Origin of the sequence: Paenibacillus camelliae (assembly GCF_023715345.1) — a bacterium.
Classification (GTDB): domain Bacteria; phylum Bacillota; class Bacilli; order Paenibacillales; family Paenibacillaceae; genus Pristimantibacillus; species Pristimantibacillus camelliae.
In genome coordinates this window covers 49828-71578 of record NZ_JAMBNY010000009.1, presented here as the reverse complement: position 1 = coordinate 71578, position 21751 = coordinate 49828, and the positions used below count along the sequence as shown (strand labels likewise).

Here is a 21751-nt window from a genome sequence, read left to right as displayed (position 1 = left end):
GAATTGAAATTGAACGCCATATCATTTCGGTGCAGGAGATTACACCGTAATGCTAGAACACATTAGTGAGCTAGAATTCTACCAGTGATCAGGAGGCATTTTTCATATGAATATTCGCTTTGATCGTTTTCCGAATGGAGTAAATAAGGCAGTAACACTTAGCTTTGATGATGGACGAGAATATGATCGCAGACTCGTACAATTATTTAATCAATATGGCTTAAAAGGAACGTTTCATCTTAATAGCGCGTTCTTTGGCAGAGAAAGCTATATTGAAGCAAGCGAGGTTGCGGAGCTTTTTAAAGGACATGAAGTATCGATCCATACGACGCATCACCCATTTCTAGAGCAATCTCCGCAGGAGCAGGTTGTCTTCCAGGTTGTGCAGGATCGCCATGCACTGGAATCGCTAGTTCGCTATCCTATTCGTGGGATGAGTTATCCGTTCGGTACATACAATGAGAGCGTGATCGAGCAGCTTCGTTCTATCGGGATTGAATATGCCCGTACGGTGAGCAGTCATGGCTCCTTCCATATGCCAGAACAATGGCTTGCTTGGCATCCGACCTGTCATCATAAAAATATGCTAGAAGCGGCAGATCAATTTTTAACACTGCAGCATCGACATTCAAGGATGAGCCTACTGTACGTATGGGGACATAGCTACGAGTTCGAGAATGATCAGAACTGGGAGCTCGTTGAGCAGTTCGGCGAGAAGATTAGTGGCCGTAACGATATTTGGTATGCTACGAATGCTGAGATTGTTGCTTATATGAATGCGCTTCAAGCTCTACGATTCACAATGGATGGAACTGTTATTCACAATCCAACCGCAATGGATGTATGGATTAGTGTGAATGATCGTGCTGTAGAAGTGAAGGCTGGAAATTTAATGGATTTGGCATAAGCTAAGTCAATCACCTTAAAATATTGCTTGTACGAGTAAAGCCTGCTCCAAGATGACCGAAAATGTCGTGGAGCAGGCTTTTGCTTATCTAAATTTAGTTGAGCTTTTTAAGCTCTCTTGCAAGGCGAGAGCTGCGAAGCTTCTTATGGAGCAACCAATCATTAATCTCTTCCGATGTTTGATAGGATAGTCGTATATGATAATAATTGATGTATTCTCCGATTGCAAAAAGGTACAAAAACAAGAAAAAGTAAAAGTTCGCTGGGAAGCTGCTCAGCTGAACAATGATTAATGGAACGCCGAGAACTATAAGAACAACATTAATTAACTTGCATGCCTTGAACAAACGGAGCCAACGATCAGGCAGCGCGCCTAGGTCGCCAAGCTTTATCTGATTGTATTTCAAATACCAATAGTACGTGCCCTGAAGCAGAATAAATTCTAGTAAACTAAACGCATACGCCGTATATCCGGTAACGCTTGCCCACTCATACTTTTGTAAATAAACGAGCCATACGAATATAAATACAATCGTTGCTGTGAGCTCGCCTGTATATAGATGGAGTAGCTTTTTCTTGACTTTGTTATGCATTGTTTCCTCCTAATGAAGCCTATCCAATAAAACAGCCGCATCTCCTTTATAAAGAAATACGGCTGTTTTGTCTATAGATTAATCTAAATTGATTACATATTCCGAGATCGGTAAGGGTAACTGCTGAACAGCTCCAGCTACAATACGTGCTATGTGCATCGCACCGTGCTCCTGAAAGTGCGTATCATCTGCTTTACCATCGGGAAAGGCTTCATAGATGCCTGGTTCAACATGTAAAAATACAGATCGAGTAGCCTCTAAGCCAATCTCATTGTAATAATTCAAGCTAAGCGCATTAAGATCAATGAGCAGAACCTCAAGCTCATCGGCAACTTCCTTCATCCCTCGTACATATTCTGGAAAGCTCATTTGAAAGACACCTGCAGCCTCATCAAAAATTCGACGGCCAACTGGTGTAACGAGAATAGGTTCTGCTCCTGCCTTGCGAGCCTCATTTACATAAACCTTTAAATAGTCCTTATACTCTGGGATGGTCGTATAGCGCTCTGGAACGCTGATGGTAGCATCGTTGTGACCAAACTGTATCAACAAAAAATCGCCTGGATGAATCTCTTCTATGATATTTTGCAGTCTGCCTTCCGTTAGAAACGTTTTACTGCTTCGACCACCGATGGCATGATTGCTAATACGAACGTCATCTGTGAAGAAGTGACCTATCATTTGCCCCCAGCCAGCCTCCGGCTTCCAGTACTCCTCAAAGGTTTGGACAGTAGAATCGCCAGCAAGATAGATCGTTGGACGAGCATTTAGCTGTTGATCGCTGTTATTAAGCTGCTTCATTCTATAATTCCCTCCATTTCGTTAAGTTTAGGTCGTTTAATATGGTGCATATGACGATAGGTCGCAGGTGTGTAGGAAGTCATACTTTTAAAGCAACGGTAAAAGTGGGGAATGCTGTCAAAGCCGCACTTTTCGGCAATGAGTGAAAGCTTATCATCGGTTTCAGTGAGCAGCTGCTTAGCAGCAATAATACGCTTCATCATTAGGTACTGCGTAACATTCATCCCCGTCAGCTGCTTGAACACTCGACTAAAATGCGAGGAGCTTACATTGGCGCTCCGAGCTAGCTGTGCTAAATTCCAGCCCAGTGAATCGGTTCCCTCAAGCTGCTTAAGAATCTCCTCCATCCAGCGAGGAGCGAGTGTATAGGTTGGTACTGTCTCTATAGCTGGATTGCTCTGTTGTACTACACGGCTAAGCATGATGAGAATAAGCTGAAGCGTGTATAGTGCTGCACTTTTGTATCCGATTTGCCGAGACGATACCTCCTCTTGGATGCTTTCAAGCTGTTGTTCAATCGTCCGCTGCTGCTCCTCATTAAGTACGATTCGGTAAGTAGAAGATTGCCTTGCGGTATGTAAGAGGTGGAGCGCATGATAGGCATCATCCTGAAGCTCCTTTAATGAAAGCCCTCCATGAAAAAATATCGCTGTCACCGTAATAGAGGAATGCTGCTCTAAGATCGCTCGGTGAATCGTATTCGCTGGAATCACAAACACATTTCCTTGCTCCATATCGTAAAATTTATGATCGATAAAGAAGCTGCCTTTTCCTTTATAAACATAGACGAGCTCAAACCAATCCTGTATATGATCAGGGAGCTCATTATCCGGCCCTCTTTGCTGCTTATAGTCGATGATGAATGGTAGTAGATCTTGCTTACTGAGGTGTTTTTTGATCGGCTGCATGAATAGATGTCCTCCTTTACTATATATGGGGAATATCATAAAAGAGTATATCGTTGCACGTTTACGCAATTTTTATCGCTAAATCGGATGATATAATAAAGGTAAGTCGATTGGAAGAATAAGTTATTTTTACATGAAAACCATCAGCATAATGGAAGGCAAGATAACATAAATTTTAACTCATACTGAAAGCGTTATCAACAAATTGTGGACGAACTAGCTTTATGAATCTGAGATAGAAGATAACGTTTCGAAAAGAAGAAAAGGGGCTGATCGACGATGAAGGAGCGTGTGGAACAGGGAGCTGCATCAATCGTTATGCATGAAAGTGATGATGTTGCAACAGCGCTTGAGTCCTTACAAGCAGAGCAGCAAGTGGTGGTTAGGATTGGAGAGGCGTCCATTCTAATGAAGCTAAAGCAACCTATTCCGTTTGGTCATAAATTTGCTATTCGTGCGCTGCCAGCGGGTACAGAGGTACGGAAGTATGGAGAGGTCATTGGGCGCGCGTCTAAGGCTATTGCGCTAGGCGAGCATGTTCACGTTCATAATCTAGAAGGAATTCGTGGTCGTGGCGACCAAGCGAGCAAGGGAGGGTGAGAAGTTGACTACCATTCAGATGTACAAGAGAAGTAATGGAGAGTTTGGCATTCGTAATCATTTACTTATTATTCCTACCGTCATATGTGCGAATCAGGTAGCGAATCGTGTCATGCAGCTTGTCCCCGATTCTGTTGCGATTCCTCACCAGCACGGCTGCAGCCAGATCGGAGCAGATAAACAGCGTACCTTTGATGTGCTGGCTGGAACAGGTAAAAATCCTAACGTTGGCGCAGTGCTTATTATTAGCTTGGGCTGCGAGGTGATCGATCCTGCGGAGCTAGCCAGAGAAATAAGCAGGACTGGAAAGCGCGTGGAATGGTTCGATATTCAATCCGTAGGAGGCTCGATTAAGGCGATCCAGCACGGGACACAGCTTGCGAAGGAGATGCGTGCAGAGCTTGATCGAATGGAGCAGGTAGCAGCCCCGCTAGCTGCATTGAAGATAGGCGTGAAATGCGGCGGCTCCGATGCTACGAGCGGGTTATGCTCCAACCCTGCTCTGGGCGCAGCGGTGGATCAGCTGATCGCAAGCGGCGGCAGCGCAGTAATCGGAGAGACGACTGAGATTATCGGTGCAGAGCATGTGCTGGCACAGCGAGCTGCGGATGAACCAACAAAGCAACGGTTATATGATATCGTTGCAGCCTTCGAGGCCGAGGTTACTCGCATGGGCGAGGATATGCGAGGAGGCAATCCAAGTCCCGGCAATATTGCTGGCGGGCTGACGACAATTGAGGAGAAATCTCTTGGCTGTATTAGCAAGGGCGGTACAACACCTATAAAGGGTGTTATTGAATATGCCGAGGCATTGCCACAAGACGGGCAAGGCGGGCTGTACTTTATGGATTCGCCAGGCAACGATATCGAGTGTGTGTCAGGTATGGCAGCCGGGGGCGTGCATCTTGTTTGCTTTACGACGGGACGCGGAACACCTACAGGCTCAGCGGTTGTTCCCGTCATTAAAATTACTGGCAATAAGCAAATGTATGAGCGAATGCAGGACAATATGGACGTTGATGTAAGTGATGTGCTGCAGGGCGGCCTGACGCTGCAGCAAGCGGGGGAAGCGATCTGGCAGGGGATTGTCGAAGTAGCTGGCGGCAAGCTGACGAAGGCAGAGCTGCTTGGACATACCGAATTTAGCATTAATCGGATTGGACCGAGCTTATAACGATAACGGGGAGGGCGGCACCATGAGGAGACTAGAGGGGAAGAAGGCATTAGTAACTGGCGGCAGCCGTGGAATTGGTGAAGCAATTGTTATTAGGCTGGCAGAAGAAGGCGCAACCGTGGCGATCAACTATACGTCGGAACGATCAGAGGAGCTGGCACGGAAAGTCCAGCTGAAGGTTGAGGCGCTTGGCGGCAAAGCATGTGTCGTACGGGCTGATGTTGGCAATAAGGAGCAGGTGGTAGAGATGTTCCAACAGGTAGAAGCTGAGATTGGGGAGATAGATATTCTAGTCAACAATGCTGGCATCGCTCCCTTCGAGCCATTTCTAGAGGTGTCGGAGGAAACGTGGGATCGTACCTATGATACCAATGTAAAATCCATCTTCCTGTGCTCTCAGCTTGCTGCGCCTCGGATGATAGCAAAAGGCTACGGCAAAATCATTAATGTGTTGTCGACAGCAAGCCTCGTTGTTACAAGTCCATTAATCCCGCACTATCAATCCTCAAAAGCAGCAGCACATATGCTTACCAAGGGGATGGCCATCGAGCTTGGCAAGTATGGTATCAATGTAAATGCTGTAGGTCCAAGCACAGTAGATACTGATATGTGCACGGATTACTTAGCAGATCCAGACATTTATCGCAAGGAAGTAGAGGCTAATCCAATGAAACGGCTTGGCACATCTAGGCAAATTGGCGATGCTGTTGTTTTTCTAGCGTCAGAAGAAGCCATGCAAATTAACGGGCATTTGCTCATGGTTGATGGCGGGTTAAGTGTCAAGGCAGCTCAGCCAGAGGATCATATCCATTAAGTAGAGTTAAGTAGAATAAGTGAGGAGGGACATTCTTGAAGCTTCAGCACAAAATCGCACTCATTACTGGAGCAGGCTCAGGGATTGGCAAAACGACTGCCATTCGCTTCGCTAAGGAAGGCGCGATTGTCATCGTCAATGATCGAGATACCGAGAAGGGGCAATCGGTCGTGCAGGAAATTAAAGAGCTGGGCGGCACAGCGACCTTCTTATGCGCGGATGTAACGTCTGCAGAATCCGTGCTGTATATGATTGAGCAAGCAATTGCAGCCTATGGTCATATCGATATTCTATTCAACAATGCCGGCATTAGTGGAATTGGTCTGCTGCATGAAATAGAGCCAGATGCATGGCAAGCGGTGATGGACGTGAATATTAAAGGGGTGTATCTTACGAGCAAATACGTGCTGCCCTATATGATGGCAAAGCGAAGTGGTTCAATTATCAATATGTCCTCGTGTATTGCAGAGATAGGACTCGCGAATCGAGCAAGCTATGCAGCGTCCAAAGGAGCGATCCTTGCATTAACGAAATCCATGCAGGTCGACTATGCGCCTTATAACATTCGTGTCAATGCACTGCTGCCTGGCACCATATTAACCCCATTCGTTGAGCAGTATTTGCGTACCTCCTACGATGATCCGGAGCAAGCGATGGCTACGCTAAAAACAAGACAGCTAAGCGGTGACCTGGGCACACCAGAGGATGTAGCGAGTGCAGCATTGTTTCTAGCCTCAGATGAATCGAAATTTATGATGGGGTCGCCGCTATATATTGATGGCGGGGTAGTATTTGGTAAAAATGCGTAATGTTGTTGATAATGAAGAAGGATCAAATTATAGTGAGAACATAGCATCTGAATATACAATCCATTCATAGAAAGGAAGAATAGTAGGATGAAATTATTAAGCTTTTATAACGATGATAAGCTCCATTTAGGTGTTTTGTTAGAGCAAGGGGTTCTCGATGTACATAAAGCAGTTCAAAAGCTAGCTCCTGGACCCGATCAATCGCTAGCCGTAACGATGGAGGAAGCCGTTTATGGTGGAACAGCAGCGCTTAATCAGCTGGGAGACTTTATCGAAGCGAATAATAATGAGCTTACAGCGGATAAAGAGCTATGGCTTGACGAGAAGGAGCTCGCATTTGGCCCATGCGTGCCAGCGCCAAGCAAAATAATATGTGTAGGCACGAATTATCGCAAGCACGCTGAGGAATCCAATATGCCGATTCCAACGGTGCCTATTCTGTTCAATAAATTCGCCAATACGATTGCTGCACATAAGGAGGTTATCCCACTACCGTTCAATTCGACTCAGGTCGATTATGAAGCAGAGCTTGGTATCGTCATCGGCAAGGAAGCGAAGCGGGTTTCGAAGGAAGATGCACTAGATTATGTGCTTGGCTATTGCAATGTGAATGATTTGTCCGCACGAGAGCTGCAATTCCGCACTCAGCAATGGCTGCTAGGAAAGAGCTGCGATAAATTCAGTCCTGTTGGACCTTACCTTGTTAGCGCAGATGAAGTGGGCAACCCGAATGATCTAACGATTCGCTGCATCGTTAACGGAGAGGTTCGTCAGCACTCCAATACGTCCGATATGATCTTCGACTGCAGTGAGATCATTAGCTATATTTCGGAGCATATGACACTCGTACCAGGTGACCTTATACTGACTGGAACACCGGAAGGTGTCGTTTTTAATGGATTTGACGGGAAGGTATGTCATAGCAAGCCGCATCTTGAATGGCTGAAGGAAGGCGATATCGTCACGATCGAGATCGAGAAGCTTGGCTCCTTAACGAATCGAATGATGCAGGAAGTGTAACGGATAAGAGATACTGCTTAATAGAATTAGTAGCTAGCTTAACTTTCATAAATTCATCCTTTTAGGAAGCAGCAGTCAGTTAGATTGGCACAAGAACGTGCAGTCTAGCTGACTGCTGCTTTCTCTATCTTTAGCTTTATCTAAGAGCTTGATTAAAAAGAATACTACAATGCTGAATTGCGAACGGCTGTTCCATTCCTATGTATGAAGCCGTATAATGTAAGCATAAAAGTAGGTGATAGGATGAACTGGAATAATGGATTAAGCAAGCAGCGGCTTCCCCAGTGGCTTGATGCACTAGAGGAGAAGCAGCGTGTGAAGCGTCAGGTAACCGTAGCGGAGCTGCTGTTCGAGAATGAGGATTCAGGGTTTGCTGCATATGCTTGCGTAGAGGATAAACGGACGAGCTTCCGTATCGCAGGTGTATTTCCATTTACATTAAAACAGGATCAAAGCTACTGGATTGAAGGTAGAGTAGCTTACTATAAAGATACGAAGCAGATAGCGGTGGATTCCGTTTACTTAGCACGCCCAGTCACAGCCGATGGCATCATCTTGCTGCTGCAAAGCTTGGACGGACTGGATAAACGTGCCTATGCATTGCTGGAGCATTTCGGTGAACAGGTGCTAGATATAATGCTGGAGAATCCAAAGCGCGTAGCTGAAGAAGTATCTGGCATTAGTGAAAGGCAAGCCGAAGCATGGAGTATGCAGCTAAAGCTGCTTGGCGGCAACTTTGATTTGCTTGCTAAGCTGCAAGGGTGGGGGCTTAGCTTGAATCAGGCGAAAAAGCTAATCGCCGAGCTAGGGCAGCAGGTGGATGCACAGATAGAAAGCAACCCATATATGCTTGCAAAAAGAGTAAGAGGCTTCGGTTTTAGACGCTGTGATGCTATTGCTCAGGAGCTTGGCTTCGATATGCGTTCGCGAAGTCGTATCGTTGCTGCGATACGTTATGTGCTGCGCGAAGCCTCGTATGAGGGACACTGCTTTTTAAGACGCCCAGAGCTTGTAGATAAAGTGAAGCAGACGCTAGATCTGCCACCTAGTGAGCTGCACAGCCGAGGTATTAGCTTCGAGAAGCGGGCGATCGAGGCTTTGCTTGAGCCGCTACTAGAACGTGGGAAGCTTATTGAGGATGCGGGTAGAGTGTATTTGTCTGAGCTTTACTACGCTGAACTGAAGGTAGCAGCCTCCATATTACGTCTACTGCTGCATCAGGGGATAGCGTTCCCTAACGCTGAGACTGAGCTGCAAGCTTATATGCAGGATAAGGGGCTGCACCTTGAGCAGAAGCAGATTGAGGCGGCGCTTCAATTTACAGAGCAAACGGGAGGCATGTACATCTTAAACGGAAGTGCAGGCTGCGGAAAAACATTTACACTGAACATTATTCTTGATCTGCTGGAGCGCCAGTATGAACGGATGAGCTTGCCGTTTGAGGTAAAGGTATTTGCGCCTACAGGTAAAGCTGCCAAGGTTGCCGCCAAGGCAACCGGGAGACCATGTACGACAATTCATCGAGGGCTCAAGTACAATCCAGAGCGAGGCTTTGAGTATAATGAGCAGTCGCCGCTGCCTATCGATTGTTTGGTGCTGGATGAAAGCTCGATGCTGGATATCGCGCTGGCTAAGCATCTGTTCAGTGCTATCCCGCCACATTGCAAGGTTATATTCATGGGCGATACGAAGCAGCTGCCAAGCGTCGGTGCAGGTAATGTGCTGCATGATCTTATTGCTAGTGAGGTTATCCCAGTTGTCACGCTAGATGTGGTAAAGCGTCAAGGCAAGGATTCGGGAATTGTTGCCAATGCGACTCGTATTATTCAAGGCAAAACGATTGCGCCTCAAGCTGCAGAAGGCGATGCGTTCGTCATCGCTCAGTCAGATGCAGCACGTATGCAGATGACAATGCTACGCTCCATCGCTCGATTAATGGAGACGAAGGACTATTCATTAGAGGATATACAGGTGCTTTGCCCGCAGCGTAAAGGGGAAGCGGGCACGTACGTGATGAACTGGCTTATTCAGCAAGCCTTCAATGACCAACGAGAAGGGCTGAAGGTTGAAAACTGTAAGTTTAGTAAAGTGAACGATGCCGATGGCGAAGCAGAGCAGCTTACCCTATACTTTATGCCGGGTGATAAGGTTATTCATACGGCCAACAACTATGCGATGAAGTGGTATAGCAGAAGCGACACGGGTGAATATGTTGAAAATGCTGATGTGCTTGGCATAACAAATGGAGAATGCGGCATCATTGAGGAAATAAAGCTAGTTCAGAGCGATGAGGAGCATGAAGAAGCGGTTGTCATCGTGCGCTATGAAGATGGCTATGTCATGTATACGAATGGCCTAGATGAGCTGGATCACTGCTATGCGATGACCGTACACAAATCGCAGGGCTCACAGTGGCCAGCCGTACTTTTGGTCGTCATGCAGGAGCATTATCATATGCTCGACAACAGCATTTTTTATACAGGCTATACGCGTGCTAAGCAATTCGTATGTGTGATTGGGCAGCAGCGGGCGATCGACTATGCGATAGGGTCCTTTAAGCATACAGCGCGCAATAGCAGCTTGAATGAGAAATTTTTGGCTACCTCGTAAGTGTAGAATAAGAAGGGTGCATGCGGAGATCGCATACACCCTTCGAGCATTATTTATACTTGATTGTGAAGTGAGCTTCATTAACCCACGACTGATTGACAAAATTACGACCTCGAACAACAACCTTGCTGTTATACACATCAACATAGTAACCTTGACTGCCGTATTTGAATTCATCCTCATCTGTCCATAGATAGGCTACCGACGCTGCATTGAACATCGCCGGAGCAGAATCGTTATAGGTGTAAGGTGCCCCAAGCTCCCAGTGCGAGTGCCCAGAAAACATTACGACCTGGGGATAATCGCTTAGAATAAGTTTAAGCTCTTCATCCTCGGTAACACCATACCAGTTCTGATGCTCCAGCGAGCCAGCAACCGTATTTTTCAGAGGCTGATGCAGAAAGAGAAAGATGGGCTTTTCGGGAGTGGCTTCCTCAGCAAGGCGCTGCTTAAGCCATTCTAGTTGTATCGAAGACAGAGAGCAGTATATTGGAAGTCCCTGCTCCGTGCTTAGGAAGATAAAATGATAGCCGTTAATCCAATGGTCATGATAGAGTGCGGAATTGCCGAGTCGTTCAAGAAATCTTCCAGATCGATCCTCCCAGCTCCCAATCTCAAGTTCCGGTTTGCTATTGGATAGATTATGAGCCGGAAACTTATTCTTAAACTGCTCCCATAATTGCTGAAGCTGCTCTTCGCTTTCGGGAAGCCCGACATCATGATTGCCTGTCGTTATATAAAGCGGAGGAAGCTTCTTCTTATGCTGGTTCCATATGCGCTGAAACTGATCGTATTCTTCATGGAATCCATGATCGGTTACGTCACCTATATGCATAATTCCTTTGCTTTCCGGGCATTGAGCGATAATATCTCGTAATGCTAGATCTAGATGCTTATTATACTGATGCGCGGGATCAATCGTAATATGCGTGTCTGTAATGACTTGAAAGGAAAAGATTAATCGTTCATTGCTAATCAATGCTTCTGCTCCTTTCTCCTTTTAATAGATTGTGCACTCAAGTATTCCTTCTGCTTAACGCTTTTTCGATTTGTAATGTGATCGATCGTTTGTGTTACTAGTGTGCTTTGCTGCTCATATTCAATCCGATGACGCCGATAATAATGACAGCCATCCATAATAGAGAGGCTACATTCAGCTGATCCTTAAATACGCTGTAGCCGATTATTGTAATGAGCACAATACCAACGCCTGACCATATGGCGTACGCAGTGCTGACATTCATATACTGTAAAGCGAAGTTAAGTGAAGTAAAGCTAGCACCGTAAAACATAAACATAAGTACAGAAGGGACGATATGCTTAAAGCCAGCTGATAGCTTCATCGATATCGTTCCTAAAACCTCTAATACAATGGCAAGAAACAACCATATCCAACCCATGCTGCTCAACCTTTCCTTCGCCTACATTTAAGAGAAGGCAATGTCTGTATAGCTATAAATAAGATGATCCGCATCAGGATAATCGCTTGCATGCAGTGACGAATCGGATAAATACGCGATGGAGGCTATTGTGCCTGAGGATCGGGCCATCATCATATCGCCATTTGTATCGCCAATCATGACAACCTCTGAAGGAGCTAGACTCAGCTGCCTGCACACTAGCTCAATCATGTCCGGGTAGGGCTTGCCCCTGGCAACACTATCATGTCCAATGATCGTATCGAACATTGAATCGATCCCTAACCAGTTAAGCTGCTGTCTGGCGGGAAGTGTATCGTCGGCTGTTGCAACGGCTAGCTTAAGCTGATGCTGCTTGCATTGCTGCAGCAGCTCCACGACATGTGGAATTGTCTTGATGCGCTGTTCATCCTCCAGCTGCTTGCTTGCAGCCTGCTGACATTGCACAGCAAGCAGTCGAGCTTGCGCCCAGGTTAACCCGCGATGATAGCCCTGCAGTGCAAAGATGGTAAGCAGGTCGTTCAAGCTACCGACAGATAGCGGTCCTTGACGGTCATAGTCGACAACGCCTTGCCCATAGCGATGAGTAACGCCAAGTAAAACATACGAATCACTTGATAAAGGGGCAAGCTTAAGCCTTTTTAGCTCGCTAGAAAAACGGTCGAGCATAAGCTCGACCCAATAGCCCCATGTATGAAGAAAATCCACAAGTGTCCCATCCTTATCAAAAACGATGCCTTTAATCGGGATTGTCCGATTGTCCACATGCAGCAATGCCAATTTGCTTCACCTACATTATTAATTATTTTTTGTTGATCAAATCAAGCTCACGTTGTGCCGTTTCCTTCGCTTCCTTCAACGCTTCTGCAGCTGGTACATTGGCAATTTGCACCTTGTCTGCAGCGATGGATAACGCATCGTTAATTTTTCCGCCTGTCGGATCAAGGAATGGAGAAGAAGCATGCGACGCCTGCATCAATGGCACAGTGCTTTGCGGATTTTGCTCGGCATAGGCTTTAAATTCCTCTGTATCCAGTGCGGATTCACGAACTGCAATGTAGCCTGTGTTCATGGACCAGAAGGCTGTGTTTTCAGCGCTCATGAAGAAACTGAACCATTTGTAAGCGGCCTTCTGCTCTTCAGGACTCGCATTCGCAGGAATACCTGCCATAATCGCTTCTGCTACTGGAGCTCCTACACCCATGCCTTCCCAGCCAGGCTGCTCCATCGCGCCTATAATAGAAAAGTCAAGATCGCCTTGATCGCCGCTAGAACCAGTATAGCCTGCAGCTCTGCCTTGCATTACGTCGTCAATCGTTTTATACCAATATTCCCATCCTTGACCGCCAGAGTGGATGCGCATAATGCCATCCTCATGAATCCATTTGCGGAATAGTTCCCATGTTGTAACCCATTCCTCTGAATCAATCGTTACCGTTTTGCCGTCCTCGCTTAAGATGGATCCACCTTTACTGAATACAGCATCCATCATATTTTCTCTGCCCCACATTGGCTCCCAGCCATAAAATGTTGTTTGATTGCCGTCTGTTTCAGTCATTTTTGCAGCAGCCTCAGCAAGTGCTTCCCATGTTGTCAGGCTAGCAGGGTCAATCTGATGCTTTTCCAATGCATCCTTGCGGTAGTACATGACTTGTGTTGTGCCGTACATTGGAAGGAAATATTGCTTGCCATCAACCTGTCCTTGCTCGAGGAAGGTTTGGATGACATCCTCTGTGTTGAAGTCTGGATCGCCTGCAATTAATTCGTCTAAAGAAGCGAAGTAGCCTTTCTTTGCCCAGTCTACATTAGATGCAAGAACCGCAGCTGGCGCAGTATTCGTAGCAATAGCTGCTTGCAGCTTTTGAACGGTCTCAGAATAGTCACCCTGCACGACCGGCTTTACAATGACTTCTGATTGTGATTCATTGAATTTGGTTATGAGCGTTTGCATATTCTCACCAAGCTTGCCGCCTAGTCCATACCAGAATTCAATTTCTATGGGGTTGCTGCTAGTAGAGGTACTGCTAACGGCAGTCGAGCTGCTCGTTCCTGCATTGGAAGCGGTGTTGCTGCTAGAGCCTGCATTGCTGCCACATGCAGCAAGCACCATAAAGGAAAGTATGAGTAGACCTGACAAACTTCTTTTTACATTCAACATAAAGAGTCCTCCTTGTCGATAGAGCATGTATGATTAATCCTCTTAAAAACGTAATGAACTTGTGAGTGCTAGATTGCTTGTCTGTGTTGTCCTGCTAGCCTTTTGTAGCTCCGGCTGAGAGGTTGACACTATGAATAATTGTTTTCTGCGTAAAAATAAACAGTAACAGCAGTGGAGCGATCGTCATTGCGCTGGCAGCCATAATGAGTGGCCACTTTAACCCGTATGCACCTCCTTCCACAAAGAAGCTCCGCAGACCAGCAGACACTAATTGCAGCTTAGGGTCATTGGTAATCAACATGGGCCAAAAGTAGTTGTTGTATTGCTCTATGAAAGTAATGAGTGCTAGTACAGCAAAGGATGATCGGGTAATCGGAACAATAATCGTCCACAATATACGAAAATGAGACGCACCATCTACCTGACCTGCTTCAACCAGCTCATGTGATACCTGTAAAAAGGCTTGCCGGATTAAAAAGATCGAAAATACACTTACACAGTTTGAGAAAATGAGTCCAGCATAGCTATTCAAAAGCCCAAGCTCATTCAAGATCAGATAACTCGGCAAATACGTTGCGGTAGCGGGAATCATATAGCCAATCAAAATCGTGGTCGTAAAGAAACCGCTAAGTCGAAATTTCATATGCGTAATGGCGTATGCAAGCATGCTGGAGTTCAAAACCTGCAGCAGCACGATCATGGATGCAACAAATACACTGTTAAACACATATTGAGCGAATGGTGCAGCCAGCCAGGCTTCCTTAAAGTTGTGCCATAGCGGATTGCTAGGCCACAAGGTTGGCGGGAACTGCCATATTTCATCGTTCGTTTTTACAGCGCTGCTAACCATCCAGAAGAATGGAAATGCCATCGCTATAGATAGGGCAGCCATAAGAAGCTGTCTGAATGATCGAGTAACCAATTGTTTAGATAGCATGAGACCTTCCCTTTCCCGATTAGTTATAGTGAACCGTTTTCCTAGCAACGATAAAGGATAGACCAGATAGAATCAGACATCCCAAAACGATAATGATCGCTATGGAGGAAGCTTCACCGATTTGATAGGATGTGAAGGCTGATTGATAATACATGTACAGCAAGGTTCTGGTTGATCCAGCAGGTCCGCCTTGAGTTAGTACATTAATTTGATCGTAGGCTTGTATTGCTTGAATAAGCTGTACGATAATAAGAAAGAACGTAGTTGGCGATATTAGCGGCAATGTGACGTGAACCAGCTTTCCCCAGTAACCAGCACCATCGAGCTCTGCTGCTTGGGACAGCTCGGGAGGTACGTTGCGAATCGCTACCATATAGAAAATCATTGCCCAGCCAGCTGACTTCCATATCGTTACGATAAGAACAGCGACCAGTGCCCAACTTGGATCCTCTAGCCAGCGGATCGGGTCTTGTCCGAGCCAGGACAAGATGAGATTAATGAGGCCGATTTTCGGCTCATACATCCATGACCACACTATGGATACTGCAACAGTAGGTGTTACCCAGGGTGAAAACAGCAGCGTTTGATAGATAGCCGTGCCTTTCATCTTGCGTTCAAACAATAGAGCAAGCGCGAATCCGATGATTATTATGGGCAGCACACTTCCGATGCAGAACAGCAGCGTGACCCGCAACGCCTGGTAAAATTGTGGGTTATCGAACAATCGGATATAATTGTTCAGGCCTACATAGGTTTTAACAGGATTCATAAAGTCCCATTCCATAAAGCTTAAGTAAATAACGTACCCAAGTGGGATAAACCAAAACAGCATTAAAGGAACAAGGGCAGGTAGGGTAAATGCCAAAGCCTTTGCATCATTCAACAAGCTTTTCCTCACAATTTTTCCTCCTAGATGGTGTTTGAAAATTCAAATTTTATTGAATGTTTGTTATAATTGTAATGCAATACCGTATTTTTTCTCTTTGTTCAAAAAATATTGTACGTTAATTTGTGATATAAAAGGTTAACTAGCTGTAAACATGAATTTAAGCTTTTGTAAATCAGAAATCACTTGCGGAGGAGTTCTTATGAGAAAAGCGAGAATGGATAAACTGGAACAGCATGCCACGAAGGTCGATCAGCTCAGAGCTAAAGTTATTGATGCGATTGCTGTAACGATGGACTTGTACGGAGTAAATTACACGTTCGGCGAATTGTACGGCGTTATGTTTTTTGAGGATCGTCCGATGACGCTGGAGGAGATGCAGGAGAGCATGGGCATGAGTAAAAGCAATATGAGCTATGCGATTCGCTCATTATTGAATACTCAGATGGTAACGAAGCTTAAGGAGAAGGATGAACGTAAAGACCTATATCGTGCGGAGACGGATTTCTTTCATACCTTCCAGACGTTCTTTGCTAATAAGCTCCAGCGTGAAGTTGATGTAATGAAGGAAGCGATATCGCAAGCCATTCCCATCTATACGGATGTAATCGTGGACCGGGAGACAGATGAAGAGGAAAGAAAGCTCTGTCTTGAGGACTTACATAAGCTGAAGGAGGCGTTTAGCTACTACGATTGGCTTCAGCAGTTCGTTAATCAGTTGAAGGAAGGAAGCTTTTTTCCAGAGAATCGTACTCAGAAGTTATAAGAAAAATACAAAAAATATTTGTCTTGTGATGATAATCTAATAAACCTGTGCATAGGATTAATTATCACCATTAGGAAACCGATTCCCAAAGACACCGAGAATCACTCACTTATTTGCCACTTTATCGTGCTGTAAGCGTTTGATTGCGGTGTTTTTTTGTTTAACGATTTCTAAAATGAGAAGGTTGGGAGGTTGCGTCATGAAAATCACCATTGCAGATGTAGCTCAAAAAGCGAAGGTTTCTAAGACAACTGTCTCCCGCATTATTAATGGAAACTATGCACATACAACGGAGGAAACGAAGCAAAAGGTTCTAAGAGCGATTGAAGAGCTTGAGTATCGTCCTAACGCATTGGCCCAAGGATTAAAAGCAACAAAAACGAATGTCATTGGTATGATTTTATCGAATTTGAAAAATCCATTTTGGTCGACTGTCCTTGAAGGCATAGAGGATACGTGCAGAGCATCGGGATATCATTTGATGATATTTAATTCTAATGAGAACGAGCTTGTAGAAAAAGAGCTCATTAAGGAATTTAAGACACGAAGAGTAGATGGCATTATTATTCATCCGACGTGCAAGGATCAGCTGATCTATGACAGGTTAATTGAGGAGAAGCATCCGCTTGTCATTATTAATCGTAGGGTCGACAATCCAATGGCAACAGGTGTTGTGGTGGATAATGTAAAGGGAGCTTATATTGCCGTCAACCATTTGCTCAAATATGGTAGAACCGGAGTGGCGGTCGCAGTTTTTCAAAATCCATACGTAAGCACATGGAAAGAGCGTGTTGAGGGCTACAAAAAAGCAATGCTTGCTAACGGATATGCTGAGGAGCAATGCAAAATTTTAGAGCTGGAGGAAGGCAAGCCGCAAATCGAACCGATTAAACGATGGATCAAAAGAAATTCTGATGTGGATGCCATCTTTTCGACTAACACAACGGTGACGTTGGAGGTTATCGGAGCATTGAAGGATATGGGGAAACAAATTCCACATGAAATTGCGATTGTGAGCTACGATGAAACGATTTGGTCGAAATACATCGATCCACCGTTAACAACGATTAAGCAGCCAGGTTATGTGATGGGTCAGCAAGCAGCGCAGTGCTTAATTGATCAAATAGAGACGAAAGAAATGCTAGAACCGCAAATGAATGTGCTTGTACCTGAATTAATTATAAGAGCTTCATGTGGAGCAATACCGCAGGATTAGACTTGAAAGGGGTGATGTTCCTCTGTAATGGATTGAGACTCCAAGCAGGCGAGCAATAAATAAAATTATGACATGAGGAGAGGGTTAGTAATGAGTGAACAAAAACAAGCAATGACGGAACGTGAACAATTGTTAGAGCTGTATAAGGATCTTCGCGTGACAGATGTACGTGACGGAATGGACTGGGTCGGGATGCATGGCTATGGTACCGTTCATCATGACATTAAGCCTTTGTTTCGTACCCGTGTTGTTGGGATTGCACGTACTGCACGTTATTTGCCATATGAAGGTCCAGCGCCGAAGCTAACGGGCGATGAATATACGAAGTGGGTGAAATGGTACTACAAAGAGGTATGCAATGATCCGTGGGGACAGGATATTGAAGAAGGAGATTTTATCGTCATGGATGTTGCTGGTGTAGATGTCGGGATTCTTGGCTCCAACAATACGCTTGATTTTAAATTAAAAGGGGCAAGAGGATACCTGACGAATGGCGGCGGAATTCGTGATACGGATGAGGTTATTATGCAAGGGATTCCAGTTTGGTCTAAATTTATCTCTCAAGGGATGGATCAAGCACGTATTCGTTTCTACGAAAAAGATACTCCAGTTGCAATTGGTGGCGTAGCGATCTATCCAGGCGATGTTGTCGTTGCTGATGGTGATGGGGTAATCGTGGTACCAAGAAAACTTGCCTTCGACGTTGCTAAGTACGCACATCAAGAGCTTAACGGAGATAAAGCAGGAAGAAAAAGACTATATGAAAAGCTCGGTTGGGAGCTCGATGAAACGGTATTATAAAAACTCCAGTAACTGGTCCTTACTGGAGTATGATCGGAATCCTCTTTAGTGTAGCACAAGATTTGTTTTTCCACAATTTAGAAATAACATAACGACAAAGGAGTTAGAAGAATGACTAAACCATCTGTTGGGTTTCTTGGTCTAGGCGCTATGGGGCTGCCTATGGCAAAGCATCTAATTCAGAATGGCTACCCGTTGCATATTACGTGCAATAGAAGCCGTTCTCCTGTTGATGCGCTTGTCGCTTTAGGCGCTACAGAGCATTCTTCTGCTGAGGAAGTCGCTAAACATAGCACATTCATTGTGACGATACTGCCTACGGATAAAGAGATGGAGGAGGTACTACTAGCTCCATCCTTTATTCAATCGTTAACACCAGGAACTACCTTAATTGAAATGACTTCGGGTTCTCCATCGGTAATGAAACGAATTGCTGAAGCTTACTTAGCTTCCGGTATACAGGTGCTGGATGCACCGGTAAGTGGGGGAACAGTGGGTGCTGAGAAAGGTAAGCTAACCGTAATGGCAGCTGGTGATCCGAGTACGCTTGACCATTGTCAATCCTTGTTGTCCTGCTTTGCCGCAACGATTCATTACGTAGGCTCCATCGGTGCAGGTAAAGGGATCAAGGCAATTAATCAGATGATGGCAGCAGTACACATGCTCGCTGTATCAGAGGCTACAGTGCTAGCCGAGCAGTTGGATATTGAGCCGCATATTTTGAGAGAAGTCATTATGAGCAGTTCAGGGGCATCGTGGATGCTTGAAAACAAACTGGAAGCACTGCTCGAAGAAAACTATATGCCGGGCTTCAAATTATCTCTTATGCGAAAGGATATTCAAATTGCAGTAGGTGAAGGAAAAGCACTGGATTTGCCGCTTTCGAACTTCGCGCTAGCGTTATATCAACAGGCAGAATCAACATACGGAAATTTAGATTTTGCTGCGATATCCCATTATCTATCAGAAAGAGGTACCTGAGGCATCGTATATGTTGATCAAGGGAGGAAACAGGATGTCAAAAATGATGAAATCGCTAATGCTTTATGCGCTAAGCATCATCATGCTTGTTACAGTAGCCGCTTGTAGTTCCAATACTCCAAACGATGCAGCCAATACAACCAGTACCCCAAAAGCTACAAATCAAAATGATCCTAATCAACAAAATGAACAAAACGATAAAAAAGATGAAGTCGAAATTCGGTTTACTTGGTGGGGCGATACGACGCGCAATGAGCTCTATAATGCAATCGTCGATCGTTTTGAGGAAGAATACCCCCATATTAAGGTTAAACGAGAATTCGGTGGCTGGGGAGATTACTGGGATCGGTTAACAACCCAAGTTGCCGGAGGCAATGCACCTGATGTAGTGAGTATGCATCAATTCTATGTTTCTGATTATGCGCGAAGAGGCGCGCTGCTCGATTTATCACAAGTCGTAGATAGCGGAAGCTTGGATCTAACGAATTTCCCCGAGTCTGCCATTAATAGCGGACGTATCAATGACACGCTGTATATGGTTCCAAAAGGGGTAACGATGCCAGGCTGGGCCTACAATACTGCCGTTTTTGATGAGCTTGGTATTGATTACCCTGATATGAACTGGACATGGGAGGACTATGCTGCAAAGGTAACGGAGATCTATGAGAAATCAGGCGGTAGCCTTTGGGGCTCAGTAGATGGAAGTGGTGGCCAACCACAGCCGAATTTCCGCTACTTTACAAGGCAGCATGGTCAGGATCTGTATACAGCAGATGGACAGATTGGCTTTACCGAGGAAACACTCGTTAAATGGTGGAGCATGTGGGATGAGCTGCGTAAAAAGGGTGCGATTCCAGATGCTGCAACTGGTACAGAATATGAAAATGCTCCACTCGAGCAAAACATGTTCGTTACAGGACTAGTAGCGATCACTCAAATCCCTGCGAATCAGATTTATTTGTACCAGCAGCAGTTTTCCGAGGGTGAAATTCGGATGGTAAGGATGCCAACACTTGCTGGTGGTCAAAATGGTGAATATATTGAAGGCGCATACTTAAGTATTACTGAAAAGTCTAAGCACCCTGAGGAAGCAGCGCTGTTTATAGATTTCTTCATTAATTCAGAGCGTTCGCTTGAGTTGTTTAAAGTAGAGCAGGGCTCACCTGCTTCAACAACGATGAGTGAATTTGTTAAACCACTGCTTGAACCTGCTCAGCAGCGTGCAGTTGATTTCATTCAGGAAGTGCTGCCATATGCGACTGATGCGGTTTATGCTCCACTAGGCGCAGCAGAGATTCAGCAGCTGTTCAGTGATCAGGCTAGTAAAATTGCATTTGGGCAAATGTCGGTAGAAGAAGCGGCAAAAGCATTTATGACTGAAGCACAAGCCATTCTTCAACGATAGACGACACTCATCCTAAGGGATAGCAGCATACAGCTATCCCTTAAAGGAGGAAACAGAATGAACAAATTAAAACAAGCCTGGAGGAACAATTGGGTAGGCTATTTGTTTTTAAGCCCATGGTTAATCGGTGTTCTGACTTTAAGTGCTATTCCCATGCTTGCTTCCTTATACCTGTCCTTTACGAGCTACGATATGTTTACCCCTCCTAAATTTATTGGCTTGGATAACTATGCAACGATGTTTCAAGATGCAAAGTGGCGTGACTCGCTTCGTGTGACATCAATGTATGTGTTTTTAGGTGTTCCTTTACAGCTAATCTTCGCACTTGCCATCGCGTTATTTCTAAATCGCGGAATCAGTGGGTTGAAGTTTTATCGTGCAATCTACTATGTTCCTTCTTTATTTGGCGGCAGCGTAGCGATCGCCTTGCTATGGCGTCAGCTATTTGGCAGCAAGGGTCTCGTTAACAGCTTTTTAACTACGCTCGGTTTTGAGACGAAAAACTGGATTGCTTCGCCAGATACTGCGCTTTATACGCTTATTGTGCTTATGATTTGGCAATTTGGCTCACCGATGGTTATCTTTCTCGCGGGCTTAAAGCAAGTTCCGATAGAATTGTACGAGGCGTCTAAAATTGATGGAGCTTCGAAGTGGAAGCAGTTTAGTAGGGTGACGCTGCCACTAATTACTCCAGTCGTATTCTTTAATCTTGTTATGCAGATCATCGGCGCATTTCAAGCATTTACGTCAGCCTATATTATTAGCGGCGGAAGTGGTGGGCCACTTAATTCAACTTTATTCTATACGTTATATTTATATCAAAAGGGCTTCACTCATTTTCAAATGGGCTATGCATCTGCGATGGCTTGGTTTCTGCTGCTGTTCATCGCCTGTGCGACGGCAATCTTATTTATAACCTCGAAGAAATGGGTCTATTATCAAGAGTAG

The 21751-nt window shown here is 45.1% G+C and carries 22 protein-coding genes; 13 read left to right on the top strand and 9 right to left on the bottom strand.

The genetic code is table 11. The annotated features are described in order from the left end of the window. Positions 1-106: 106 nt before the first annotated feature. Positions 107-907, top strand: coding sequence for a polysaccharide deacetylase family protein (locus M3180_RS14835; protein WP_251668844.1), 801 nt, complete (start codon positions 107-109; stop codon positions 905-907). Between the two features lie 94 nt (positions 908-1001). Here M3180_RS14835 and M3180_RS14830 read toward each other — a convergent pair whose 3' ends face one another. The 3 genes from M3180_RS14830 to M3180_RS14820 form a co-directional block, all read right to left on the bottom strand. Continuing rightward, positions 1002-1499 carry a hypothetical protein gene (locus tag M3180_RS14830; RefSeq protein ID WP_251668842.1) on the bottom strand — a complete coding sequence of 166 codons (498 nt, stop codon included), beginning with the start codon at positions 1497-1499 and terminating at the stop codon, positions 1002-1004. A 78-nt stretch (positions 1500-1577) separates the two neighbouring features. Next, positions 1578-2300 (bottom strand): rhamnogalacturonan acetylesterase, encoded by a 723-nt coding sequence (locus M3180_RS14825; RefSeq protein WP_251668840.1) that lies wholly within the window; start codon positions 2298-2300, stop codon positions 1578-1580. Further along, on the bottom strand, positions 2297-3208 hold the full coding sequence (locus tag M3180_RS14820; protein WP_251668838.1) for an AraC family transcriptional regulator: 912 nt from the start codon (positions 3206-3208) through the stop codon (positions 2297-2299). The genes M3180_RS14825 and M3180_RS14820 overlap by 4 nt, the downstream gene beginning before the upstream one ends. A gap of 279 nt (positions 3209-3487) precedes the next feature. On the opposite strand from M3180_RS14820, the gene M3180_RS14815 reads away from it, so the two are divergent. The 6 genes from M3180_RS14815 (at position 3488) to recD2 (ending at position 10235) form a co-directional block, all read left to right on the top strand. Beyond that, on the top strand, positions 3488-3808 hold the full coding sequence (locus M3180_RS14815; RefSeq protein WP_251668836.1) for a UxaA family hydrolase: 321 nt from the start codon (positions 3488-3490) through the stop codon (positions 3806-3808). A gap of 4 nt (positions 3809-3812) precedes the next feature. Next, entirely contained in the window at positions 3813-4982 is a 1170-nt protein-coding gene (locus M3180_RS14810; RefSeq protein ID WP_251668834.1) for a UxaA family hydrolase, read from the top strand. 22 nt (positions 4983-5004) lie between these two features. Continuing rightward, positions 5005-5796 (top strand): SDR family NAD(P)-dependent oxidoreductase, encoded by a 792-nt coding sequence (locus M3180_RS14805; protein ID WP_251668832.1) that lies wholly within the window; start codon positions 5005-5007, stop codon positions 5794-5796. Positions 5797-5831: 35 nt separating this feature from the next. Next, on the top strand, positions 5832-6605 hold the full coding sequence (locus M3180_RS14800; protein ID WP_251668830.1) for an SDR family NAD(P)-dependent oxidoreductase: 774 nt from the start codon (positions 5832-5834) through the stop codon (positions 6603-6605). A gap of 87 nt (positions 6606-6692) precedes the next feature. Next, on the top strand, positions 6693-7625 hold the full coding sequence (locus M3180_RS14795) for a fumarylacetoacetate hydrolase family protein (protein WP_251668828.1): 933 nt from the start codon (positions 6693-6695) through the stop codon (positions 7623-7625). Positions 7626-7868: 243 nt separating this feature from the next. Beyond that, positions 7869-10235: an SF1B family DNA helicase RecD2 gene (recD2, locus tag M3180_RS14790; protein WP_251668826.1), complete on the top strand. Its 2367-nt coding sequence runs from the start codon at positions 7869-7871 to the stop codon at positions 10233-10235. A 49-nt stretch (positions 10236-10284) separates the two neighbouring features. On the opposite strand, the gene M3180_RS14785 is transcribed toward recD2, so the two are convergent. From M3180_RS14785 to M3180_RS14760, 6 genes are all read right to left on the bottom strand, one after another. Next, positions 10285-11214 (bottom strand): metallophosphoesterase family protein, encoded by a 930-nt coding sequence (locus M3180_RS14785; protein WP_251668823.1) that lies wholly within the window; start codon positions 11212-11214, stop codon positions 10285-10287. A gap of 97 nt (positions 11215-11311) precedes the next feature. Next, entirely contained in the window at positions 11312-11635 is a 324-nt protein-coding gene (locus M3180_RS14780; protein WP_251668821.1) for a DMT family transporter, read from the bottom strand. A 27-nt stretch (positions 11636-11662) separates the two neighbouring features. Next, positions 11663-12433 (bottom strand): HAD family hydrolase, encoded by a 771-nt coding sequence (locus M3180_RS14775; protein WP_251668819.1) that lies wholly within the window; start codon positions 12431-12433, stop codon positions 11663-11665. A gap of 22 nt (positions 12434-12455) precedes the next feature. Further along, the gene (locus M3180_RS14770) at positions 12456-13811 is read right to left on the bottom strand and encodes an ABC transporter substrate-binding protein (RefSeq protein WP_251668818.1); all 1356 of its coding nucleotides are present in this window, start codon (positions 13809-13811) and stop codon (positions 12456-12458) included. 94 nt (positions 13812-13905) lie between these two features. Then, positions 13906-14748 carry a carbohydrate ABC transporter permease gene (locus M3180_RS14765; protein WP_251668816.1) on the bottom strand — a complete coding sequence of 281 codons (843 nt, stop codon included), beginning with the start codon at positions 14746-14748 and terminating at the stop codon, positions 13906-13908. A gap of 19 nt (positions 14749-14767) precedes the next feature. Continuing rightward, positions 14768-15646 (bottom strand): carbohydrate ABC transporter permease, encoded by an 879-nt coding sequence (locus M3180_RS14760; RefSeq protein WP_251668814.1) that lies wholly within the window; start codon positions 15644-15646, stop codon positions 14768-14770. 190 nt (positions 15647-15836) lie between these two features. On the opposite strand from M3180_RS14760, the gene M3180_RS14755 reads away from it, so the two are divergent. The 6 genes from M3180_RS14755 to M3180_RS14730 all read left to right on the top strand — a co-directional run bounded on the left by M3180_RS14755 (position 15837) and on the right by M3180_RS14730 (position 21751). Continuing rightward, entirely contained in the window at positions 15837-16400 is a 564-nt protein-coding gene (locus M3180_RS14755; RefSeq protein ID WP_251668812.1) for a GbsR/MarR family transcriptional regulator, read from the top strand. A gap of 199 nt (positions 16401-16599) precedes the next feature. Next, positions 16600-17616 carry a LacI family DNA-binding transcriptional regulator gene (locus M3180_RS14750; protein ID WP_251668810.1) on the top strand — a complete coding sequence of 339 codons (1017 nt, stop codon included), beginning with the start codon at positions 16600-16602 and terminating at the stop codon, positions 17614-17616. 90 nt (positions 17617-17706) lie between these two features. Continuing rightward, on the top strand, positions 17707-18417 hold the full coding sequence (locus M3180_RS14745; RefSeq protein ID WP_251668808.1) for an RraA family protein: 711 nt from the start codon (positions 17707-17709) through the stop codon (positions 18415-18417). A gap of 111 nt (positions 18418-18528) precedes the next feature. Then, a complete protein-coding gene (locus M3180_RS14740) occupies positions 18529-19398 on the top strand; it encodes an NAD(P)-dependent oxidoreductase (protein WP_251668806.1) in 870 nt (289 codons plus the stop codon). A 34-nt stretch (positions 19399-19432) separates the two neighbouring features. Next, on the top strand, positions 19433-20803 hold the full coding sequence (locus M3180_RS14735) for an ABC transporter substrate-binding protein (protein WP_251668804.1): 1371 nt from the start codon (positions 19433-19435) through the stop codon (positions 20801-20803). Positions 20804-20860: 57 nt separating this feature from the next. Further along, the gene (locus tag M3180_RS14730) at positions 20861-21751 is read left to right on the top strand and encodes a carbohydrate ABC transporter permease (RefSeq protein WP_251668802.1); all 891 of its coding nucleotides are present in this window, start codon (positions 20861-20863) and stop codon (positions 21749-21751) included.

Excerpts from the sequence above, each read along its gene's own strand:
- M3180_RS14835 (WP_251668844.1), top strand. The coding sequence starts at position 107 with ATGAATATTCGCTTTGATCGTTTTCCGAATGGAGTAAATAAGGCAGTA.
- M3180_RS14830 (WP_251668842.1), bottom strand. The coding sequence starts at position 1,499 with ATGCATAACAAAGTCAAGAAAAAGCTACTCCATCTATATACAGGCGAG.
- M3180_RS14825 (WP_251668840.1), bottom strand. The coding sequence starts at position 2,300 with ATGAAGCAGCTTAATAACAGCGATCAACAGCTAAATGCTCGTCCAACG.
- M3180_RS14820 (WP_251668838.1), bottom strand. The coding sequence starts at position 3,208 with ATGCAGCCGATCAAAAAACACCTCAGTAAGCAAGATCTACTACCATTC.
- M3180_RS14815 (WP_251668836.1), top strand. The coding sequence starts at position 3,488 with ATGAAGGAGCGTGTGGAACAGGGAGCTGCATCAATCGTTATGCATGAA.
- M3180_RS14805 (WP_251668832.1), top strand. The coding sequence starts at position 5,005 with ATGAGGAGACTAGAGGGGAAGAAGGCATTAGTAACTGGCGGCAGCCGT.
- M3180_RS14795 (WP_251668828.1), top strand. The coding sequence starts at position 6,693 with ATGAAATTATTAAGCTTTTATAACGATGATAAGCTCCATTTAGGTGTT.
- recD2 (WP_251668826.1), top strand. The coding sequence starts at position 7,869 with ATGAACTGGAATAATGGATTAAGCAAGCAGCGGCTTCCCCAGTGGCTT.
- M3180_RS14780 (WP_251668821.1), bottom strand. The coding sequence starts at position 11,635 with ATGGGTTGGATATGGTTGTTTCTTGCCATTGTATTAGAGGTTTTAGGA.
- M3180_RS14770 (WP_251668818.1), bottom strand. The coding sequence starts at position 13,811 with ATGTTGAATGTAAAAAGAAGTTTGTCAGGTCTACTCATACTTTCCTTT.
- M3180_RS14765 (WP_251668816.1), bottom strand. The coding sequence starts at position 14,748 with ATGCTATCTAAACAATTGGTTACTCGATCATTCAGACAGCTTCTTATG.
- M3180_RS14755 (WP_251668812.1), top strand. The coding sequence starts at position 15,837 with ATGAGAAAAGCGAGAATGGATAAACTGGAACAGCATGCCACGAAGGTC.
- M3180_RS14750 (WP_251668810.1), top strand. The coding sequence starts at position 16,600 with ATGAAAATCACCATTGCAGATGTAGCTCAAAAAGCGAAGGTTTCTAAG.
- M3180_RS14745 (WP_251668808.1), top strand. The coding sequence starts at position 17,707 with ATGAGTGAACAAAAACAAGCAATGACGGAACGTGAACAATTGTTAGAG.
- M3180_RS14740 (WP_251668806.1), top strand. The coding sequence starts at position 18,529 with ATGACTAAACCATCTGTTGGGTTTCTTGGTCTAGGCGCTATGGGGCTG.
- M3180_RS14735 (WP_251668804.1), top strand. The coding sequence starts at position 19,433 with ATGTCAAAAATGATGAAATCGCTAATGCTTTATGCGCTAAGCATCATC.
- M3180_RS14730 (WP_251668802.1), top strand. The coding sequence starts at position 20,861 with ATGAACAAATTAAAACAAGCCTGGAGGAACAATTGGGTAGGCTATTTG.